The following is a 19,065-nucleotide window of genomic DNA, read 5'->3' as shown; positions in this document are numbered from 1 at the left end:
CTCCCATGACCACCTCCTCGCCGCACCGCCGCGGCCGCCGTTCCACCGACCGCCGTTCCACCGACCGGCGCCCCACCGACCGCCACCCCCGCCGCCCGCTGCCCACGCCCCCGCCGAGCGCGTCCGGGCCCAACGCGTCCGGGTCGAGCGCGCCCGGGTCCGCGCCCGCACCGTGCGCCCCGCCGGCCGCCGCCTGCTGCGCCGTCTCCACGACCGAGCGCCGCTCGCTCGGCGGGACGGTCATCCGCACCCACCGCCACCACCCCCGCTGCCCGGTCTGGGCCGCCCGCTGAAAACCCCGTGCCCGCCGTCGGCGCCCGGTGGTAGAACAGGCCGGACACCGAGGGGGAACACATGTCGGAAGCCGACGAGCCGATACACGAGTACCTGGTGGACGAGGCGGCACTGCGCCCGGGCGGGCGGGTGCTCGACCTCGGCTGCGGCACCGGCCCCACCCTGGCCGTCTTCTCCCGCCGCCACCCCGACGCCCGGCTGCTCGGCCTCGACCACTCGGCAGACAGCGTCACCACCGCCCGGCACCTGCTCGCGGACCACCCGGGCGGCATCGCCGTCGAGACCTCGGACCTGGCGCGGCCGCTCCCGCTGCCCGACCACGACCTCGACGCCGCGGTCTCCTACAACGTGCTCGAATGCCTGCCGGACCCGGCCGCGCTGCTCGCCGAGACCGCCCGGGTGCTGCGGCCCGGCGGCCGGGCGGTCCTGGCACACGTCGACTTCGACTCACTGGTGATCGCCGGCGCGGACCGTGACCTCGACCGGCGGATCTGCCACGCCTTCACCGACGACCAGCAGCCGTGGATGGACCACGTGGACGGGCGGATCGGCCGCAAGCTCCCGGGCCTGGTCCGGAACTCCCCGCTGCGGCTCGGCCGGGTCCACCCGGTCGTCACCAGCTCCACCGAGCTGACCGGCCACGCCGCCCGCCGGATCGAGGGCATCCGCCACGCCCTGACCACCGCCGCCGAGGAGGGCCGGGGCACCCTCTCCCCGGCGGAGATCGAGGCCTGGCACACCGCCGTCCGCCTCGCCGCCGCCCAGGGCCGCTTCTTCCTCGCCGAAACCGCCGTCACCGTCACCGCCCACGCCGCCTGACCGGCGACCACCCCGCACCCCGCTCGCGCGGGCGGCGCGGAGAACGAAAAGGGGCCCCGGACGAATCCGGGGCCCCTTTTCGCGGTGTGCCCGTGCTCCCGCGGCGGTCACGCCGGTTGGTCACGCGGTCGGTCACGCCGCTGGGGAGAACGAAAAAGGCCCCAGACGAATCTGGGGCCTTCCGCTGTGTCCGAGGGGGGACTTGAACTCTCCTCTCGGGCACCAGCTTTCGTTGGCTCTGACCTGCGGAAACGTCTCCTACAGGCCGATGGTTTGACAGCTTCCCTTGTCTGTGTGTCCTGCCTGTTTCTGGCCGTTTGGGAGCGCTGTTGGTCATGCGTTGGTCACGCGCCCAGACACCGGGGCCCGTGGCGTACTTCAGGGACCCGCCCCGGTCGGCTTCTTAGTTTGGAACGGGAGTCTTGCGCTGGCCGGTGGGCGGTCGACGCGGTTGCGCTCGTACTGGTTCTCGACCACGGGCGCGGCGGCGCAGTGGAACGTTTTGTAGACGGTCTGGCCGTGCTCGATACGGCGGAGCAGGACCGTCGTACGTTGGACGCGGATCCCCGTGGGGTCCCCATGACGAGTGCGCTTCAGGAGGGTCCATACACGCCCGTGCCCGCCCGTGAACTGCCCCATCAACCCGGGCAGCCCAAGGTTCTCGACGCACCCTCCTTCGCGTCGTCGCGGGCAGTTGCAGCTCAACGCCTCGACGAGTGACGGCGCGTCCGCGCCCGATTCGTACGCGCCCCACTTGTCGTGTTCCGGAACGCTCCCGTAGCCGACGGTTTCAGCGAACCGCTTCTTCCGAGACACTGGCTCCCCTCCTGGTGGTGTGGTCGGTGGCTCCGTCCGTCCCGCCGGGGGGTGTCGGTGACGGACGGAGCCCTTCCCCTGCCCGCCGTTTCAGCCCCGGACCGGCAGGGGGTTCGTCCGGCGTCAGCTGTCACGTGACGTGCCGGACGTTGGAACCCGTCCCGAACGCGCTTCCCCATGACTGCTTCGCATTCGGGACGGGGGTCTTGTAGGTGTCCTACTCGGGGGGTGCAGCGGCCTGTTCGATGCGCTGAAGAACCTCGAACTCGTCCGTGACGAGCAGCACCAACGGCGTGTCATCAGAGAGGGAAAGCTCTCGGCGGACACAGTCGGCAACGACCTTCTCAAGCCGCCCTTCGACGTCGACCGCCCCCACGAACGGGACGCTCTCCGCTCCCTCGATCTCCAGCTCGTACCCGACGGCCGGAACCACTTCCACACGGATCTCACGCGGCCCCGGCCTACGCTTCCGGCCGCAGACCTGAACGGGCGGCTCCTCCGGGTGACGCGTGGCGTAGGTCGGCGGCAGCAGGAAGCCGAATCGGCCGCAGCCGCAGCGCCATTCCAGGATGTCGTCCGTCTCCGGCCCGGTCAGTTCGACCGGGTTGCCGCACGGGCAGTTGGGGTTGCCGCCGATCACTTCCGCGCCTTTCGTCCGAGGGGAGCTGTTGCGCCTTCCATGAGTGCTGCCGCGCCCACGCTGCCGCCACCGAAGACGGAGCAGAACGCCAGGAGGAACGTCACGCACCTGAACCACCAGGGCGTGGTGTGCATGGACCGGGCTGCCAGCAGAGCGACGGCCAGGGCGACGACGAACGCCACCAGGACCACCGCACCGAAGCGGCCGCGCGTCACAGCGCCGGTCTAGGAGGCGCCCCAGACAGGTCGGCCGGCTGGAGGTCGAGACCAGGGTTCAGAGGCTCGATCCGGTCCGGGGGCGTGGTCCACTCGCACCCACCACCGGGCGGACGCAGATGAACTAGCCCCGCCTGTGTGCCCATGTACTCGCCGACCTGTCCCGACCGTTGATCGCGCACCTGTTCGTGGTGCTTCGGGGTGTAGATAGTGCCCACCGCCGCCGCCTTCCGTCGCTGCTGTGCAGTAACCAGCCAACGACACCGGGTGGTCGAAGCGGTATACCTAGCGTCCCGACAGATGTACTGTCCTGAATTAATCGAGACAGCCCCAACTGTCCTGAATGACAGGCGGATTACGTGGCAGGAAGACCAGCATCGAAGCGGACGCTCACCCCCGAAGCCTGGGCTTGGCTGTTGCAGAACACGAGGCTGAGGGCTGGCTACGCATCCGGTGCAGCTCTCTCGCGAGCGCTGACCCTTGATGACAGCTACGTACGTAAGTTCGAATCCCTGGAGCGGCAGCCACCACGTGACTTCGCGGAACGATGCGATGCGCTGATGAACACGGGCGGGCAGCTTGTTGAAGCGTGGGACGACGTCGACTGGTCGGCAGCCCCAGACCACCCAGATTGGTTCAAGTTCTTCGCAGGGCTGGAAGCGCGTGCACTTCAGGTCAGGGAGTACAGCACCGACAGGGTTTCGGGACTCCTGCAGATCCCCGCGTACACCCGTGCACTCTTCCGCTTTGCCAAGCCGCATGACGACAACGAAAAGATCGAGCGAGGGGTAGCCGCGCGAATCGGTCGGCAGGCAAGGTTTCTAGTCGCCAGAGACGGCCCATTCCTTGTGGTCGTCCTGGACGAAGCCGTGATCCGCCAACGCGTCGGGGGTCCGCTTGTCATGCGCGACCAACTTCAGCACCTGCTCGACGTCCCCAAGCGGTACCCGAACATCGTCATCCAAGTGACACCCTTCGCCCTGGGCGAGAAGACAGGTGCGACAGGCGGCTTCACCTTGCTGGAGCTGCCAGACGGAGAACGCTGGGCGTACTCGGAGAGCATGAGTCGGGGCCATGCAGTAAGCGATCCGACAACGATAGAGAAGCACATCCGGGCCTATGATCGGCTCCGGGCCGAGGCTCTGTCCGCCCAGGACTCCGCCCGATTCATCACGAGCGTCAAGAGGGAGCTAGTCAACGTGACCCCAACCAGTCCCATTGCCGTCAACTGGCGCCCGCCGCGCGATTGGAAGACAGCTTCGTACTCCCAGGGTGACGGCGGGCAATGCATCGAGGCAGCCCCGGGATCAGCCGCAGTCGAGGGTGTGGTTCCCGTGCGGGACAGCAAGGATCGGAGCGGCCCGGAGCTGGGGTTCTCCCCTGATGCGTGGTCGGCGTTCGTCGCTGGCATCCGGGCCGGAGAGTTCGGCACCGTCTGACCGAACGAAAGAACCGCCCCGGCCGAGTTGGCCGGGGCGGTTTGCTTTGCTTCGAACGTTCAGAGGAGGGCGAGGAACGGGTTCGCGGCCGCGACCGGCTCAGGGCGGGGAGCGGGTACGGGGGCCGGGGCGGGGGGCGTGGTCTTGGCAGGACGGTAGGTGTCCATGCGGACCACGGTGGCCGGGCGTTCGTCACTCTGGGTTCGCGGCCGGCTGAGCGGAGCGTGACCGGCCTCCTCCTCCGCCAGGGTGTAGACCGTGGCCGGTCGGCCCAGGCCGGAGCGGTCGAGAGTGACCTTCACCCCCGGCAGTGCCTTGACCTCATCGGCGGAGGCCCCGACGTACGGCAGCAGTTCGGAGGACTTGGCCTTACCACCGTGCATCTCGATCCGGGCCCGGACTTTCTCCGCCAGGGTCGGCACCCGGCGAGCGGGCTTGGCCGTCCCGGCCGTACCACCCGTGATGCTCACCGCACAGCGGACGCTGTAGCGCACCAGAGAGAACGCAGCCGACAGGCAAGCACGGTCGATCACCTCCGACCGCTCCGAGGCAGCCAGGCAGGCCGCTACCCGGATAGTTTGTTCGGCGGTCCGCTCCACATAGACGGCCTGTGCTTCGGGGAGGTTCTCGGAGATGATGCGGGCGTACCGGCGGACGACCTTCCACAGGGGCCGGGCGTCGTCCCCGAGGGTGACCGTGTGCCTGTCACCGGCCGCCCAGTAGTACGCCTGAGTGATGTCCCACCCGTCCACCTCCGGCAGGGTGGCCGCGTCGTCGTCCAGCATCGGTACGGACCCCAGGGTGAAGGGCATGATGCGGTTGTAGGACCCACCGGCCGCTTCGGTGGCGCCGATGTACTTGGTCCAGTCGGACGGCGTGATGTGGGTATGCATCACAAGGGCCGGATCCTCGACGGCCTGGGCACCTTCCTTCGTGGTGTTCCGCAGCGGAGCCCCGTCCCAAGCACCACGCAACTTGGCGGTGAACGAGGCGTCCCGCCGCACCCGGCGGAGTACTTCGGACCACTCCTCCTCACACACGAAGGCGCGGACGTCGCGTCCGGCCTCCGTCTCCTCCGTGGCCTCGACCTGTTCGGCGAGGTGGTTCACCAGGCTCGCACCGCTCGTGATCCCCGAGGTGGTGTGCGTCTCCAGGAAGCGGCCCAGGGCAGGCTTCATGACGTGCTGCGCGGCCCGCAGAGCCGTGCCCTTCCCCTTGCCCGTCCCACCGACCAACGCGGACCACAGCAGGGCCGGACGGGCGTTGCCCCGACTGGACACCTTCACCGTCTGGCCGATGGCTGCGGACCACATGCTCAGGGCGGCCACGTAGATGCCGACCGGATCGCACTCGACGTACGGGCTGACCTCCTCAACGGCGCGACCGATGGGCCCGTACAGGGTGATGGTGCTCAACTTCTCTTCTCCTGAGACTGGTTGGGATCGGGTGGCCGGGCCGACCCCGGCCACCCCAGGTACGTGCTGCTGGTCAGGCCGCTTGCTTGGTAGCCACGCGGTAGGCGTGGCGGACCGATGCGGGGATGGGGCCCTTGGCGTTCACCGTGTAGCCCTGGGCCTTGGCCCAGTCACGTATGGCCTGAGCCTCGGACTTGGCCCTGACGGCCTGAGCGTCCACCCTCACCGGCTCGGGGAGCGGGTCACCACCCTTGAACTCTCCGGCGCACACGGCGTCACGGAAGGCGCCCGGCTTGGACGCGTCGAAGCAGGGGATGCCGAACTCAACTGCGTCTTGCAGCTTCTTGGTTGCCCGCTCTGCCCCCTCACCACAGATGATCAGCACCGTGTTCGCGTCGGCCCTACCCACCACCTCATAGCCGAGGTTGCGGACAGCTTCCCGCGCGTCGTCCCACTCGTAACCAGGGATCTCCCCGGACACCAGCACCGTCGGACGGACCTCCGGCTCCACCTCGGTCACGTCGTCTTCTTCGGTGTCGTCCTGGTGGTCGGCCTCGACCTCCGGCAGCGCAGGTTCGGCAACAGCCACGGACTCCTCAGCGGCAGTCGGCACAGCCTCAGGCTGACCAGGCACACCGAGCGCATCCACCAGGTACTGGGTGAAGACGGCCCCGTGCTCCAAGCACAGATCCCATGCGTGACCGGCAACAGTCAGAGACTCCGTGGCCTCTTCCTGACTGCCGTTCTTGGCAAGGTGGGCATCACAGAACGTCTTCTCTACCGGCACCAAGACAGTCGTGCGCATGGGTTCTTTCGATCCTTAGTGGAGTGATTTCCAGTGGTTCAGCCGGAGCCTTGCTTCTTACGGCTGCCATTCGCGCCCACCGGCCCGACCGGCGAACGTCTCCATTCTCCCAGCCAAACCCTCCGAGTCACCCCACCAGGCATCACGGATGCATTTCTTCTAGGTAACTGGATGATAAATACAATTGGGGGTAATGCTTCGTTCGTAATGCACAGGACCCACCGGGGGTGCCCTCCTCGAACCGCGTTTGCCAATCAAAATATGGACGCTAGATCAGGTCAATAAGGCGCGTGAATCTCCGAGGCGGGTATCCCGCTGCGCGTGCTTCCTCGTAGTCCAGTCCGAGAAGGTCAGTCCGCCACCTCTCCACGAAGGACCGACTTGGTGGATAGCCGATCCAAGTCCGAGAGACAAACCACCTTCGGCGAATGGGGTCGGCTATCTCGGCACTGGCCCTCTCTATTCGTTCAATCGCCTGAATAGATGCCGCATGGTTGACTTCATGTGCCACCCGAAAGAACATGGCGTCCCGGGGAGCTTCCGAAGCGTCGCCGGATGAAAAGCCGACAGTCGAGATCCATGAAGGGAAAAGCCGATCGTTCTTGCTCTCATTACAAGCTGTGCATGCGGGGACGAGATTTGAGAAGTGGTCCAGGCCGCCTCTGGCGAGCGGGATAGCGTGATCCATCACTTCGGATCGGGCGCCGCAGTAGACGCAACAGCCATCATTTGCCATCAACACCATGAGGTGAATCCACAGTTGGTGCTTGTCCCGTGCCACGCTAGCCCTCCCCGACGATCGTCGAACGCCGCATCATCTCAACTGGCACTGACACTCCTTCGGCACTCGAAGCAGAGCGGCGCCGCGTGCTCGTGATCGTGGCCCCACGGGCGGGACTTGCCAGTCAGCATCCAAGCAGTGTGGACGGCGAACTCGGTCACGCATTCTGCGCACTGGGGTTCGGCCCAGGGACACTCCACCCCGGGCCGATGCCGGCCGTTATGGGAGCCCGCGGCTCCGGCCTTGGCCGCCCGCCGGGCGCTCACTCCGTGTCTCCTTCGAAGGCCCATCCAAGGCGCTTCATACCCTCTGCGGTGAGACCAAGGGAAGTCGAGAGATGGCGGAACTCCATCTGATGCGTGCTGGTCGCGGTGCCATCAAGGATCTTGCCGAAATAGGTCAGCATGACAGCTACGGTCGGAATGAATGACTCGTCCCACAATGCGGCTTGAGGAGACTCCCACCACTGGCGCCACTGATCAGCTTCAGCCCCGGTCCACTCCCGGACGGCAGGCATCTCCGGTATTGGAAGGCCATGATCGGACGGCAGCTCTACCAGGCCCTTGTAGCGAGAGTGTGGGCTATTTGGATTGCGGAACTTTGGCACTGATTTTCACCTCTCAAACAAAAGAAGCGGGCCCCTGCCGAACAGCAGGGGCCCATACGTCTTAAAGGATTAGGCAGGCCACTCGATGGCGGCCTTGACGATGCCCTTGGTCGGCTTGCTCTCATCAAAAGTGTGATCGGCCTTGGCGGTATCCAGGCCCGGATACCGAACAATCTTCCCGCCGTAAAGGTGGAGATTGTCCACGTAGTCGGCGCGGTAGCGCTCACTGGGGCCCGAACGGAACCCGGTGAACTGCGAAGCGTAGGTAGCGAAATCGGAGTGTCCGGCCACGATGTCGACCCCGGCCGGCATGGCCGTGGTGGAAAGGATCGTGAAGCCCGCCAGGCGCGCCACAACGCCGTTAGCCGTTACCCCGGCCTCACCGTACGCACCAGCATTTGCAACGGCTGGATGCTCCACCAGGTACCGCTTCACCTTCGAAGAGATCACCACATACCGGCCGTCTGGGATGTCGTTGCCGTCCAGGGCAAGCATCATGTCGAGAATTCCGCTGTAGAGCGTCTGAGGGATGCTCCCGGCCCCGGGCTTGATGTTCGGCATGGCGGTGGCGCCACCGGAAATCACCCGGCCCATGAAGCTGTCCGCCTCCCGCGCCAGAGCCCGAATCATCTGCTGATTAATCGGGGATTCCATGGTCCCCGCGGCCTGCACGCGCTCAATGTCTTCAACGAGAAGCTGAAGGTACTTCGCTTCGGTGATGGTGAGCTTCTGCTCTACGGTCTCGGGCCGCTGAGCGGTCATCCCGTCAGGAAGCTTGTAATCGCCCACGGTCGGTGTCGCAAGGCTGTTGATGCTGACGACGTCACCCTTGCTGCGGATATCGCCTTCGTACTTCCGATTCGCCACAAGCTTGGAAGCCCAAACGAGCAGCGGATCGTACTGCATGAGGAGCGTCGAGTCCCAGACCTCAGGAACAAAGGAATGGGTGGCGGGGTTCTGGTATGCCTGGGCCATATGGTCTCCTAGGTGTTATCGGTTTCGGGCATCAAGGGAAATTGGTGCACTGTTGTAGGGAGATCCTCGGTGAAAACCGGCACCCTGCAGTTGCGGCCATTCCGGCTTGCGCAGCTCATCGAAAGGCTTCAGCGCCAGAGTGATCGAATCAGTGCATGGCTCGCCGTCCTCTCCGAGGAGCTTCGAAGAATCAAGCAGATCGAGGAAGCCGTCAGGGAACTGGAAACCGCCGAGGGCTGCCTGAATCCTCAGTTCCGCGTGAACAAGGCGAGTCGAATATTCCTTGTGAATCTCAGCTCGAATGGCCTGGGTCGGATCTGCCTGGGTCGCAGGGATCTCCTCGGCCTGGGCCTCTGGCGCCGCTTCAAGGGACTCTGAAGTTTCATATGAAGTCTGTTCGTCGCTCATGGCGACACCTCCTAGTCAGAACTAACAATCAAGAGAGAAGAGAGAGCATGAGAAGTAAGCCGCCTTAAGGGGCGGCTGTATCTCACAACAGGACAACGTAGAGAAGATGGGCCCCTTCCCCCAGGAATTTAACTTCACAGGGGACAGGGGCACTCTCCGGTTGTGTGCTGTGGCCTCACAGGCAGGTATCCGCAGAGCCGCATTCGAGCATCTTCACAACATGCTCTGGACTTCGAACGGGCCCGGACTCTCGTCCGCGTCAGAGGACCACCGCCCAGTGGCCTTGACTCCAAGGGAGAACTTCCCTCACCTATAAGAATTAACGGACGCACCCATGGTGAACGGTTCCATGGCGGGTGCTGGGCCCCGGGTGCACATGGGCTCCGCATGCCACCAGGGCCGGGCTGATCCGATCACTGACAGCCGGGTATTGGTCCGTCCCGTTTCCGGTCCGGTCTTCGCCTCCCTCGTGTCCCGGAACCACAGTTGGACCGTATGGCGATCTTCAGTACTGGAATATCTGAGGTCGGGGTGAACACGTCGCTCCCTTTCGGAGTGGCTGTCGTGGGCCATGGGCGGGATTTCGAACTGCAAGACGTCTTCGGTACGGGCCCCGGCGCGCCACGCGATGTCGAGTGCGTCCGCCCTGTCAGGCTGACGCTTTGGCTTCAGGCCGTCCCGTTTGCGCTGGCGGGACTGCGCGCGGCCCACGTTTTCCCGCCTCCGTCGGCATTGGGGATGGGAGGGATTCGTAGCTGGATTCGGTCCTCGCTTGCCGATCGGACGTTCATGGACGTACGGCTCACGGCATGTCGCGCATACGAGCTTTACTCTCTTCGCGGCTGATGCGGTCAGGTTCTGCCTCCGGAATGACGAAGGCCCCCGAAGTGCCTCGGGGGCCGTGTGGGTGGTTCACGAGAATTAATGCGCCTGCTGGTCCAGCCATCTCTCCAGGTCTCCAGGTCGGCACCGGAGGGACTGGCCGACCTTCCGGAACGGGATGCCTTCATGCTTCCACTGGGAGTAGACCCAACTTCTGGGCTTGTGGAGGTAGTTGGCCACGTCGTCAACGGTCATCAGGATGCGGTCCAAATGTTGTCCCCTGCTGCGGTCCGGTGGACGGGCAGTCCCGTTCGTTGCTGTCCGGCCTGTGCCCAGAACAACATGTCCGAACTAGTGGCAGCAAGTCCAAATCTAGTGATCCCCGACACTTCTCCGAACTTGACGCAGCATGTTCGATGTGAGCTATGGTCGTGTCATGACCTCACGAACGAACGAATCCGACCTCCCGCCGGGATGGCAGCGCGAGGGTGAGTCGCTGGTCTGGACGCGGTCCTACGGGCCGTGGGTGGTCAAGGCCCGCTGTCCCTCTGGCGCACCCTTCACCGGCCCTTCGGAGCTGATCATCCGCCTCGGTGTGGGTGGCAGTGTCGAGGAGATCGAGCAGGACATGGCCGCCGCTCTGGAGACGGACGGCATCCCCGCCGGCCTGCTGCGGCAACTGCCCTTCGCGGAGATCAAGGCCCAGGCCCGCGCCGTTCTGGCGCAGGAGACGGGCAACGAGATGGGCGAGCCGTGGCCGGTGCCGACGCGCTGCCGGACCGTCCTGGACTACGCCTTCCTGGTGGCCGAGCTGGTCCGGATGAGGGCAACGGGAACCACGGCACCGCAGCAGGAACTCGCCGACCGTCTGGGGATCGGCAAGGCGACCATGTCGGAACGGATCAAGCGGGCCACGGTCATCGGCCTGTGGGACGGCAAGCAGCTCACAGGCAAAGCAAAGGAACTGCTCGCCGAGTGGCAGAGCGGGCGAGAGGAGTAGTAGCACCAGTGGCAAAGCGCGGCAACGGGCTCGGCGGGACTCCGGTGGAGATCCCGCGCAAGGGCCGACCGAACACCTGGGGCGTCCGTACGCCCCAGCACCTCAACAAGGTGACAGGAAAGAACGAGCGGTACTGGATAGGGCGGGAGTACAGGACCAAGACCGAGGCGGCGAAGGCACTCCGCCAGTGGCACACCGACCATGACGCGGGCAAGGTGGCCGTCCGTTCTGACATGACCCTCGGAGACTGGTTGGACAAGTGGCTGGGCACCCACCGGAAGGAGGGGACCACCCTCGCCGGGTACGAGTCGAAGATCCGGTTGCACATCAAGCCGCACATCGGCGCAGTGAAGTTGAACGAGGTCACCGACGACACTTTGGACGACCTGTACCGGCTGCTGGAGACGGCACCGTGCCCGACGAATGCCGGGAAGCCCCTCGGCAAGAAGTCCGTGCGCCACGTCCACAACATCCTGTCCGGCGCCCTCGGGGCGGCGGTGATCAAGAAGCTGATCCCGTCGAACCCGGCCAAGACCGCCAACCCCCCGACACAGAGGGAGATCAAGGGCCAGGAACAGAAGTACCCGACTCTCGACGACGCGGACACGGCCAGGTTCCTGGCGGCGGTCTGGGAGTCGTGCGGGAACAGCAATTGCGGCCCGTCCCACCACTGCCTTCGTGACGCGCCTCTCTGGACGTTCATCGCGGTGACCGGCTGCCGACGCAGCGAGGCCCTGGGCCTGCGCTGGGAGGACGTGCACTGGGACAGTGGAGCCATCGACCTGCAATGGGTCGTGGTGGAGGAGGGCAACACCTTCCGCCACCGCCCGCTGACCAAGGACGGGGACGACGCCGCGAGCATCTACGTCGACCAGGCCGTCATGAGCGTGCTCAAGCGGCAGAGGGAGCGGCAGCAGGAGGAAAGGGTCGGTCTCGGTCCGGCCTGGAACGATCACGACCTCGTGTTCGCCCGTGACGGCTTCAAGCTGTTCAAGGCCGGACGCGCCGGGGGCCCGCAGGACCCGGAGAAGGTCTCTGCCCGGTGGCGCACGCTCCGTAACCGTCTGGGCCTGCCGGATGACTTCCGGATTCACGACCTGCGGCACTCGCACGTCACCAACGCTTTGGAGGCGGGGGAGAACCCGGTGGAGGTCTCGGCGAATGTTCGGCACCACTCGCCGGGCTACACGATGGCCCGGTACGGACACAGTCGGAAGGACGGGGCCAGGAAGCTGGCCGCGAGCAATGCCAGCAGGGTTGGCCTGTCTGCCCTGGTCTGACCAGGGATTCTCTGGGCCGTTGGTCACGTGGTTGGTCACGCCACTGCCTGGAAAAGCAAAAAACCCCTGATAAACAGGGGTCTTAGCTGGTGTCCGAGGGGGGACTTGAACCCCCACGCCCGATAAAGGGCACTAGCACCTCAAGCTAGCGCGTCTGCCATTCCGCCACCCGGACGGGGTGTTGTCCTCGCGGCTTCCTTCTGTTCGTCGGCCGCGCTGACAGATGTAACTGTAGCAGTGATCCGCTGTCGGTCCCAAAACGGGCCAGGGCGGGGGAGTGGGGGTTGCGGCGGTGTGTCGGCGTGTTTCCTGGGGGTGGATCCGGGTCGGGGGCTGGGAGAGGATGGGTGGACGTGCTCGTGCGACCCGGGTGCAGGTCCTGGGGCGGCGCTGGGGTGCCGGCGCGGGCCAGAGACGAGGAGTGACCGTGAGCGAGCGGAGCGAGTCGAAGGTGACGGGGGAGTCCGAGGTCGCCGACATCTGCCGCGATCTGATCCGGATCGACACCAGTAACTACGGTGACGGTTCCGGTCCGGGCGAGCGGAAGGCGGCCGAGTACGTCGCCGAGCAGCTCGCGGAGTTCGGCCTCGAACCGCAGATCATCGAGTCCGCCAAGGGGCGGGCCTCCACCGTGGTCCGGATCGAGGGCGAGGACCGGTCCCGGCCGGGCCTGCTGATCCACGGGCACACCGACGTCGTGCCGGCCAACGCGGCGGACTGGACGTACGACCCGTTCTCCGGCGAGATCGCGGACGGCTGCGTCTGGGGACGCGGCGCGGTCGACATGAAGGACATGGACGCGATGACCCTGGCGGTGGTGCGCGACCGGCTGCGCACCGGCCGCAAGCCCCCGCGCGACCTGGTGCTGGCCTTCCTCGCCGACGAGGAGGCGGGCGGCACCTACGGCGCGCGGTACCTGGTGGACAAGCACCCGGGGCTCTTCGAGGGCGTGACCGAGGCGATCGGCGAGGTCGGCGGCTTCTCCTTCACCGTCAACGACCGGAACCGGCTCTACCTGATCGAGACGGCCGAGAAGGGCATGCACTGGATGCGGCTCACGGTCGAGGGCCGGGCCGGGCACGGATCGATGGAGAACAACGACAACGCCATCACCGAGCTGTGCGAGGCGGTGGCCCGCCTCGGGCGGCACGAGTTCCCGCTGCGCATCACCAAGACCGTCCGGGCCTTCCTGGACGAGCTGTCGGACGCGCTCGGCGTCGAGCTCGACCCGGAGAACATGGACGAGACGCTCCGGGTCCTCGGCGGCATCGCCAAGATGATCGGCACCACGCTGCGCAACACCGCCCAGCCGACCATGCTCGGCGCCGGCTACAAGGTGAACGTGATCCCCGGCCAGGCCACCGCGCACGTGGACGGCCGCTTCCTGCCCGGCTACGAGGAGGAGTTCCTGGCCGAGCTGGACAGCGTGCTCGGCCCGCGGGTGAAGCGGGAGAGCCTGCACTCGGACAAGGCGATCGAGACGAGCTTCGACGGGGCCCTGGTCGAGGCGATGCAGACCGCGCTGCGCGCCGAGGACCCGATCGCCCGTGCGGTGCCGTACTGCCTGTCCGGCGGGACGGACGCCAAGTCCTTCCAGGACCTCGGGATCCGCTGCTTCGGCTTCGCCCCGCTCCAGCTGCCGCCGGAGCTGGACTTCGCCGGGATGTTCCACGGGGTGGACGAGCGGGTGCCGGTGGACGGCCTGAAGTTCGGGGTGCGGGTGCTGGACCGGTTCCTCGACGCCTGCTGACCGGCCCTGCCGACCGGCCCGCTGACCGGGACGCTGATCGGGACGGGAGCCGCACGGGAGCCGCACGGTGGACCACCGTGCGGCTCCCGCATTTCCGGACGGATGCCGGCCCGGCGGTTCGATGACCTGTTCGTCGTATCACCGGTCCGGGTGAATGCAACGTCTGTTCCGTACCCCGTTTGCCGCAATCTCGTTGCTCCCTGTGACGACCCGGAGCCGATATCCGGGTGTTCATACAGGAGGAATGATGAAGGTCAAGAAGATCGCTGCCGTGACCGCCGCCACCGGTGGCCTGGTGCTCGCCGTCGCCGGTGTGGCCTCCGCCCACGGTGGGGCCGGTGCCGAGGGCGTGGCCGCCGGTTCCCCGGGCGTCGTTTCCGGCAACCAGATCCAGATCCCGGTGCACATCCCGGTCAACGTGTGCGGCAACACCATCAGTGTGATCGGCGTGCTGAACCCGGCGTTCGGCAACCACTGCGCGAACGTCTGATCCTCGATCGGTCGTTGAGTCGGGCCCCCGGGCGGCGGACGCGCCGCGCCGGGGGCGCCTGCGTTTCCGGGGCCGCCCCCGGCGCGACCCATGACATCCCTCGAAAGAGTGAATGGGGGCTGCACGGCTCAACCTCCTTGCGGGTTGCTTCGTTTTCTCCCATGCAGCCGAGGACCTCTCCGCCCAATCGGAAATTCCGACTTTCGGAAGGTCGTCACGTCGTCTCGAAATGTCAGGGGAAAATATGAGGAACGCAGCCAAGAAGGGGCTCCTCACGGCCGTGGCCACCGGCAGTGTGCTGGCCTCGACAGCCGGCTACGCCAGCGCGACCGCCGGGGCGGAGGGCGCGGCAGTGGGTTCGCCGGGTGTCGCCTCCGGGAACTCGGTGCAGGTGCCGGTGGAAGTGCCGATCAACGCCTGCGGCAACACGGTCGACGTGGTCGGCGTGCTGAACCCGGCGTACGGCAACAACTGCGCCAACGCTTCCGGGCGTCACGGCGGGGCGCACGCGGGCGGCGGCAAGTCGGCCTCGGGCGCGAGCGCCTCGGGTGCGGCCACCGGCTCACCCGGTGTCGCCGCCGGGAACAGCGTCCAGGCTCCGGTGCACATCCCCGTCAACGCCTGCGGCAACTCGGTCGACGTGGTCGGCGCCGCCAATCCGGCGTTCGGCAACGACTGCGCCAACACGGCCGCGCCCGCGCACACCGCTCCGCCCGCCACGCCCGACGACGACTGCCCGGAGGAGCACGGCTCGCACAACCCTCCGCCGCCCGCCACCGGCCACCCGTCCACGCCGCCGGTCACCCAGACCCCGAGCAGCGGCGAGACCACGACCGGCACGCCCAGGAACGGCGGCCCGTCGGAGGCCACCCCGTCCGGCAACCGGGCGACGGGCGGCTCCGCGAGCGGAGCGGCCGCCACCCCGGGCAGTGCCGCCGGTGTGCAGCAGGGCGGTCCGGCGGGTCAGGCCCGCCCGGCGGCCGCGCGCACCGGAAGCCCGTCCGCGGCCCCGACCGCCGCTACGGCCGGCAGCCAGCTCGCCTCCACCGGCGCCGGTGACACCGAGTTGCTCGGCGCGGCCGGTCTGGCCCTGCTGATCGGCGGCGGCGTGCTCTACCGCCGCGCCCGCGCCGGCGCTCGCTGAGCACCGACGGCGCCGGACTCCCCGGCACACCGGCCCCGGGCCCCACGGCCCGGGGCCGGTGCCGTGCTGTCACGGAGTCCAGAGGGCCCGACAGGGGGCGGAGCCGGGCCGGGAGGCGGGCGCGGGCCGGGATGCGGCACCCCTGCGGCACCCCGGCCCGTACGGCCGCCGTCACCGGCCCCGCTCCGTCACCGGCCCGTCATCGAGCCCGCTCCGTCACCGGCCCGTCATCGGCCTCGGACCGTCACCAGCTCCGAACCTGCCGGATGATCCGCCGGCGCAGCAGCACCGTTCGGCTGCCGTCCGGGAGCAGTCGGAGCCGGTCCAGCTCCCAGTGCCCGTACTCGGCATGATCGGTGAGGAGTTGGCGTGCCGCGTTGCGGGACGTCCCGCGCGGCATGCGCAGCGACTGGTACTCGTACTCCGGCTGCCGGACCAGCTTCGGTGGGGTCAAAATGCTCCTCCTGTGGGACGCCTCCGAGCAAGCCTACGGCCTGCCCCCGACAGCGGGCCCGGGTATTTTCGGCCGCCCCGACCCGCACCTGACTGACTGGACATCAGTTCCGTTGCTCCTGTGGTCGGCATACCCCGGGCGCGCCGGGTGAAGCGGCTCCGGGGCGGGCTCGCGCGTGCGCCCGGCGTGCGCCGTGGAGCGCTTCCCGACGGGGGACAGATGCATGCGGAACGGACATCAAGGGGGAAGTTGCGGTGAAATCGCGGGTGTAGGTGACAACCGCTGTGCGTACCGGCACCGGGGGGAGATAGCGTCTGCACCATGTCTGATGCCGCGCAGCCCACCATTGCCGAGGTACGCGCCGCCGCCGAGGCGGTCAAGGCCGCCATCGACCGTCATCTGGAAGCGGTGTCAAGCCCCAGCGCAGCGGACGATTCCGCTGTGTCCACCGCCTACGAGCAGCTCGCGACGGCGGCCATCGCGTACGACCAACTCCTGTACGAGGTCTACGACGAGGTGACCCCCTTCGAGGTCCCCGGCGACGAGGGCCCGGGCGGGTTCCACGGGCCCGAACAGCCCGAGGCGATCAGCGTGCTGATCCGCCGCGACTACCACATCGTCGACCCGAAGCGGCTGCGTGCCCAGGCCGAGCGGCTGGACGACTCGCTGACCCCGGAGGGGGCCGCGGGCGACGGGGTGAACGCGGCGATCGGCGTGCTGTTCGGCGAGTTCGAGCCGGACGAGATCGCCGCCCGCAGCGAGGAGTTCGGGCTGGAGGAGGGCGACTCGACGCTCTGGGTGGCGGCGGCCGAGCCGAGCGAGCCGGGGGAGTGGCTGCCGGAGCCGTTCGAGCACGCGGACCCGCAGCTGCTGATCTGCCGCTTCGACGTCAGCGAGGTCTACGACGACGAGGACCTCGACGACTGACCGCTGTCCCGTGTCCGCCCCGCGCGCCCGGCGCGCGCGGGGCGGGGCCCGCTCAGCCGGCGGCGGCGCCGAGCTGGGCGAGGAGGGTGGTGTTGTCCTCGATGTGCCAGTCCTCGGTGATCCGCCGCGTGCCGACGTGCTGGATGTCGATCGCGGCGAACTCCACGGCCTGCCCGCGACCGGCCCGCCCCTGGAACACCCCGGTGAAGTGCCCCCGGAACACCAGCCGGGCGGTGAGCTTGTCCCCCGTGACCAGGAGGTCGGCCAGCTCGCAGCGGAGGTCGGGCACGGCCGCCCGGAAGGCGCGCGAGGCGACGGCCGGGCCGGTGGGGCCCTGCGGCCGCCCGGCCGGGAGGGTGTTGTCCCGGAAGTCCCGGTCGACGGCGGCGTCCAGGTAGCGCTGCTCCCCGGTGTTCCAGAAGGTGTAGAGCTGCTGGGCCAGCCGGATCTCCTGCGCGGCCCGGCGGGCCCCCAGCGAGCCGTCCACGGTGAGCGCCAGGGGCCGGACGAGGTCGGGCGAGCGGTCCACCAGCCGCCAGGCCCGGTCCGCCCCGGAGGCGGAGCCCCGGTCGGCGGAGTCGCGGGCGGTGGCGGCGGTCGCACCGCCGAGCACGGCGCCGGCGGCGAGCAGGGCGGCCAGGGAGCCGGCCAGGGTGGCGGAGGCGGGGCGGAAGCGGCGCTTCGGACGCATGATTTCGGACGTTCCTCTCGGGGTGCGGCCGGCGCGGAGGTGCGCGCCGGGGGACGTCCTCACCCTCCGTCGGCCCGATGCCATGCGTCCAAGGCTTGCTTTCTACCGGAACGATGAATCCTGTTCATGGCGCGGGGACCGGGAGGTCGCCCCGGCCGGTGGCGCGCGCGAAGGCCGGAGGGCCCCCGTGAACGTCCGAGGACGTACCCGGGGGCCCTCCGTGCGGACCGGACGCCGTCCGGCCCGTCAGTACTCCTGCGCGGCGTTCTCGGCGAGGATCGCGCGCAGCCGCGTGGTGCGCGGCGCGGCCGGGCGCTCGGCGACGGCCTGCGGGAGCGCCGGTCCGGCGGCGTGGACCACCGAGAGGTGCCGCTCGCCCCGGCCGAACGCGGTGTACACCCACTGCCGGCTGAGCGCCGCCGCCGCGTCGTCCGGCACGACCACCACCGCGCCCGGCCAGTGCCGGCCGACCGCCTGGTGGACGGTCAGCGCCCAGCCGTGCCGCAGCTTCTGGGCGTCGGCGGGCGCGACGGTGCGGCGGGTGCCGTCCGGGTACTCCAGGTGCAGGCCGGCGGCGTCGCCGTCGACCACCCGGGCCAGCCGGGTGTGGCCGGGCGCGGGCGAGTCGGCGACCCGGTCGCCCGGGTCGAAGCCGGCGAACCGGCCCGGGCCGGGGTTGAGCCTGGCCTTGGCGGCCGCGTTCAGCGCGCGGGTGCCGGCCCCGCCGCCGTGGCCCGGGGTGAGCAGGACGACCTGCTCGGACGGGATGCCGAGGGCGCGGGGGATGGAGTCGGTGAGCAGCTGGACGGCGCGGTGGACGGCCTCCCCGCTGTCCTTGGCGGTCAGGATGACCACCTCCTTGTCCGGTGCCTCGACCGGCTGGAGCTCGCCGATGCCGACGCCGGAGACCAGCTCGCCGATCGGGCCGAAGTCCGGGGTGCGGGAGGCGACGGCCGGGCAGACCTTGGCGGTGAGCAGGTCGGCGAAGAACCGGCCGGGACCGGCGGACCACAGCTGGCCCGGGTCGCCGCTGAGCACCAGGCGGGTGCCGTCGGCCAGCGACTCCAGCAGGGTGGCGGCCAGCTCGACGTCCAGCAGCGGGGCGTCCAGCACAACCAGCAGGTCGAGTGCGAGCGTGCCGTCGGGGGACCGGCCGGGACCGGCGGCGCCGGCGAGCAGCTCGGCCAGCGTGGCGACGGGCGCGGGGGCCGGGGTGTCGGCGAGCGGCGCGAGCGCGGCGAAGGCGGCCCGGCCGTGGTCGGTCCAGGTGGCGGCCCAGGCGCGCAGCCCGAG

The 19,065-nt window shown here is 68.4% G+C and carries 21 protein-coding genes and 1 tRNA gene; 9 read left to right on the top strand and 13 right to left on the bottom strand.

Annotated features, from left to right (window positions below):
- The first annotated feature begins 5 nt into the window (after positions 1-5).
- Complete coding sequence (locus BI06_RS26105; protein WP_043472022.1) at positions 6-293, top strand: hypothetical protein; 288 nt, start codon at positions 6-8, stop codon at positions 291-293.
- A 61-nt stretch (positions 294-354) separates the two neighbouring features.
- A complete protein-coding gene (locus BI06_RS26100; RefSeq protein ID WP_043472019.1) occupies positions 355-1,113 on the top strand; it encodes a methyltransferase domain-containing protein in 759 nt (252 codons plus the stop codon).
- A gap of 378 nt (positions 1,114-1,491) precedes the next feature.
- Here the strand turns inward: BI06_RS26100 and BI06_RS52925 are convergent, their stop codons facing one another.
- Both BI06_RS52925 and BI06_RS26090 read right to left on the bottom strand, forming a co-directional pair.
- Entirely contained in the window at positions 1,492-1,929 is a 438-nt protein-coding gene (locus tag BI06_RS52925; protein WP_043472016.1) for a hypothetical protein, read from the bottom strand.
- A 217-nt stretch (positions 1,930-2,146) separates the two neighbouring features.
- On the bottom strand, positions 2,147-2,569 hold the full coding sequence (locus BI06_RS26090; protein ID WP_043472013.1) for a hypothetical protein: 423 nt from the start codon (positions 2,567-2,569) through the stop codon (positions 2,147-2,149).
- 631 nt (positions 2,570-3,200) lie between these two features.
- Here BI06_RS26090 and BI06_RS26080 point away from each other — a divergent pair.
- Positions 3,201-4,223 (top strand): DUF397 domain-containing protein, encoded by a 1,023-nt coding sequence (locus tag BI06_RS26080; RefSeq protein WP_149030481.1) that lies wholly within the window; start codon positions 3,201-3,203, stop codon positions 4,221-4,223.
- A gap of 59 nt (positions 4,224-4,282) precedes the next feature.
- Here BI06_RS26080 and BI06_RS26075 read toward each other — a convergent pair whose 3' ends face one another.
- From BI06_RS26075 to BI06_RS46780, 7 genes are all read right to left on the bottom strand, one after another.
- The gene (locus BI06_RS26075; protein WP_043472008.1) at positions 4,283-5,638 is read right to left on the bottom strand and encodes a DUF3987 domain-containing protein; all 1,356 of its coding nucleotides are present in this window, start codon (positions 5,636-5,638) and stop codon (positions 4,283-4,285) included.
- 73 nt (positions 5,639-5,711) lie between these two features.
- Entirely contained in the window at positions 5,712-6,443 is a 732-nt protein-coding gene (locus BI06_RS26070; protein WP_043472005.1) for a histone-like nucleoid-structuring protein Lsr2, read from the bottom strand.
- A 268-nt stretch (positions 6,444-6,711) separates the two neighbouring features.
- A complete protein-coding gene (locus tag BI06_RS46790; RefSeq protein WP_255360266.1) occupies positions 6,712-7,179 on the bottom strand; it encodes an HNH endonuclease in 468 nt (155 codons plus the stop codon).
- Between the two features lie 307 nt (positions 7,180-7,486).
- Complete coding sequence (locus BI06_RS26065) at positions 7,487-7,831, bottom strand: hypothetical protein (protein ID WP_233290292.1); 345 nt, start codon at positions 7,829-7,831, stop codon at positions 7,487-7,489.
- Positions 7,832-7,900: 69 nt separating this feature from the next.
- Entirely contained in the window at positions 7,901-8,806 is a 906-nt protein-coding gene (locus BI06_RS26060) for a hypothetical protein (RefSeq protein ID WP_043471999.1), read from the bottom strand.
- A 15-nt stretch (positions 8,807-8,821) separates the two neighbouring features.
- The gene (locus tag BI06_RS46785; RefSeq protein ID WP_082558684.1) at positions 8,822-9,214 is read right to left on the bottom strand and encodes a hypothetical protein; all 393 of its coding nucleotides are present in this window, start codon (positions 9,212-9,214) and stop codon (positions 8,822-8,824) included.
- Positions 9,215-10,135: 921 nt separating this feature from the next.
- Positions 10,136-10,291, bottom strand: coding sequence for a helix-turn-helix domain-containing protein (locus tag BI06_RS46780; RefSeq protein ID WP_082558769.1), 156 nt, complete (start codon positions 10,289-10,291; stop codon positions 10,136-10,138).
- Between the two features lie 181 nt (positions 10,292-10,472).
- Between BI06_RS46780 and BI06_RS26050 the strand changes: the two genes are divergently transcribed.
- Entirely contained in the window at positions 10,473-11,036 is a 564-nt protein-coding gene (locus tag BI06_RS26050; protein WP_158516464.1) for a helix-turn-helix domain-containing protein, read from the top strand.
- A gap of 8 nt (positions 11,037-11,044) precedes the next feature.
- Positions 11,045-12,316, top strand: coding sequence for a site-specific integrase (locus BI06_RS26045; RefSeq protein WP_043471990.1), 1,272 nt, complete (start codon positions 11,045-11,047; stop codon positions 12,314-12,316).
- Positions 12,317-12,403: 87 nt separating this feature from the next.
- Here BI06_RS26045 and BI06_RS26040 read toward each other — a convergent pair.
- Positions 12,404-12,491, bottom strand: a tRNA-Leu gene (locus BI06_RS26040).
- Between the two features lie 252 nt (positions 12,492-12,743).
- Between BI06_RS26040 and BI06_RS26035 the strand changes: the two genes are divergently transcribed.
- From BI06_RS26035 to BI06_RS55190, 3 genes are all read left to right on the top strand, one after another.
- Positions 12,744-14,066: a M20/M25/M40 family metallo-hydrolase gene (locus tag BI06_RS26035; RefSeq protein WP_043471987.1), complete on the top strand. Its 1,323-nt coding sequence runs from the start codon at positions 12,744-12,746 to the stop codon at positions 14,064-14,066.
- Positions 14,067-14,310: 244 nt separating this feature from the next.
- Entirely contained in the window at positions 14,311-14,556 is a 246-nt protein-coding gene (locus BI06_RS26030; RefSeq protein WP_030395879.1) for a chaplin, read from the top strand.
- 244 nt (positions 14,557-14,800) lie between these two features.
- Positions 14,801-15,700, top strand: coding sequence for a chaplin (locus BI06_RS55190; RefSeq protein WP_043471984.1), 900 nt, complete (start codon positions 14,801-14,803; stop codon positions 15,698-15,700).
- A 244-nt stretch (positions 15,701-15,944) separates the two neighbouring features.
- Here the strand turns inward: BI06_RS55190 and BI06_RS26020 are convergent, their stop codons facing one another.
- Entirely contained in the window at positions 15,945-16,139 is a 195-nt protein-coding gene (locus BI06_RS26020) for a DUF5703 family protein (protein ID WP_255360265.1), read from the bottom strand.
- A 336-nt stretch (positions 16,140-16,475) separates the two neighbouring features.
- Between BI06_RS26020 and BI06_RS26015 the strand changes: the two genes are divergently transcribed.
- Positions 16,476-17,081, top strand: a complete 606-nt coding sequence (locus tag BI06_RS26015; protein ID WP_030395881.1) for a hypothetical protein — start codon at positions 16,476-16,478, stop codon at positions 17,079-17,081.
- A 52-nt stretch (positions 17,082-17,133) separates the two neighbouring features.
- Here the strand turns inward: BI06_RS26015 and BI06_RS26010 are convergent, their stop codons facing one another.
- Positions 17,134-17,772 carry an ester cyclase gene (locus BI06_RS26010; protein WP_043471981.1) on the bottom strand — a complete coding sequence of 213 codons (639 nt, stop codon included), beginning with the start codon at positions 17,770-17,772 and terminating at the stop codon, positions 17,134-17,136.
- Positions 17,773-18,018: 246 nt separating this feature from the next.
- The coding region (locus tag BI06_RS26005) for an ATP-dependent RecD-like DNA helicase (RefSeq protein WP_043471978.1) at positions 18,019-19,065 on the bottom strand (1,047 nt) is incomplete at its 5' end.

This window comes from Kitasatospora sp. MBT66 (genome assembly GCF_000710405.2).
GTDB lineage: Bacteria > Actinomycetota > Actinomycetes > Streptomycetales > Streptomycetaceae > Kitasatospora > Kitasatospora purpeofusca.
Note: the sequence above shows the minus strand (reverse complement) of the source record. Positions and strands in the feature narration are given on the sequence as shown.

Coding starts and splice junctions, on each gene's coding strand:
- BI06_RS46790 (WP_255360266.1), bottom strand. CDS start 7,179: ATGGCAAATGATGGCTGTTGCGTCTACTGCGGCGCCCGATCCGAAGTG.
- BI06_RS26015 (WP_030395881.1), top strand. CDS start 16,476: ATGTCTGATGCCGCGCAGCCCACCATTGCCGAGGTACGCGCCGCCGCC.
- BI06_RS26070 (WP_043472005.1), bottom strand. CDS start 6,443: ATGCGCACGACTGTCTTGGTGCCGGTAGAGAAGACGTTCTGTGATGCC.
- BI06_RS26105 (WP_043472022.1), top strand. CDS start 6: ATGACCACCTCCTCGCCGCACCGCCGCGGCCGCCGTTCCACCGACCGC.
- BI06_RS46780 (WP_082558769.1), bottom strand. CDS start 10,291: ATGACCGTTGACGACGTGGCCAACTACCTCCACAAGCCCAGAAGTTGG.
- BI06_RS26060 (WP_043471999.1), bottom strand. CDS start 8,806: ATGGCCCAGGCATACCAGAACCCCGCCACCCATTCCTTTGTTCCTGAG.
- BI06_RS26100 (WP_043472019.1), top strand. CDS start 355: ATGTCGGAAGCCGACGAGCCGATACACGAGTACCTGGTGGACGAGGCG.
- BI06_RS26050 (WP_158516464.1), top strand. CDS start 10,473: ATGACCTCACGAACGAACGAATCCGACCTCCCGCCGGGATGGCAGCGC.
- BI06_RS55190 (WP_043471984.1), top strand. CDS start 14,801: ATGAGGAACGCAGCCAAGAAGGGGCTCCTCACGGCCGTGGCCACCGGC.
- BI06_RS46785 (WP_082558684.1), bottom strand. CDS start 9,214: ATGAGCGACGAACAGACTTCATATGAAACTTCAGAGTCCCTTGAAGCG.
- BI06_RS26030 (WP_030395879.1), top strand. CDS start 14,311: ATGATGAAGGTCAAGAAGATCGCTGCCGTGACCGCCGCCACCGGTGGC.
- BI06_RS26010 (WP_043471981.1), bottom strand. CDS start 17,772: ATGCGTCCGAAGCGCCGCTTCCGCCCCGCCTCCGCCACCCTGGCCGGC.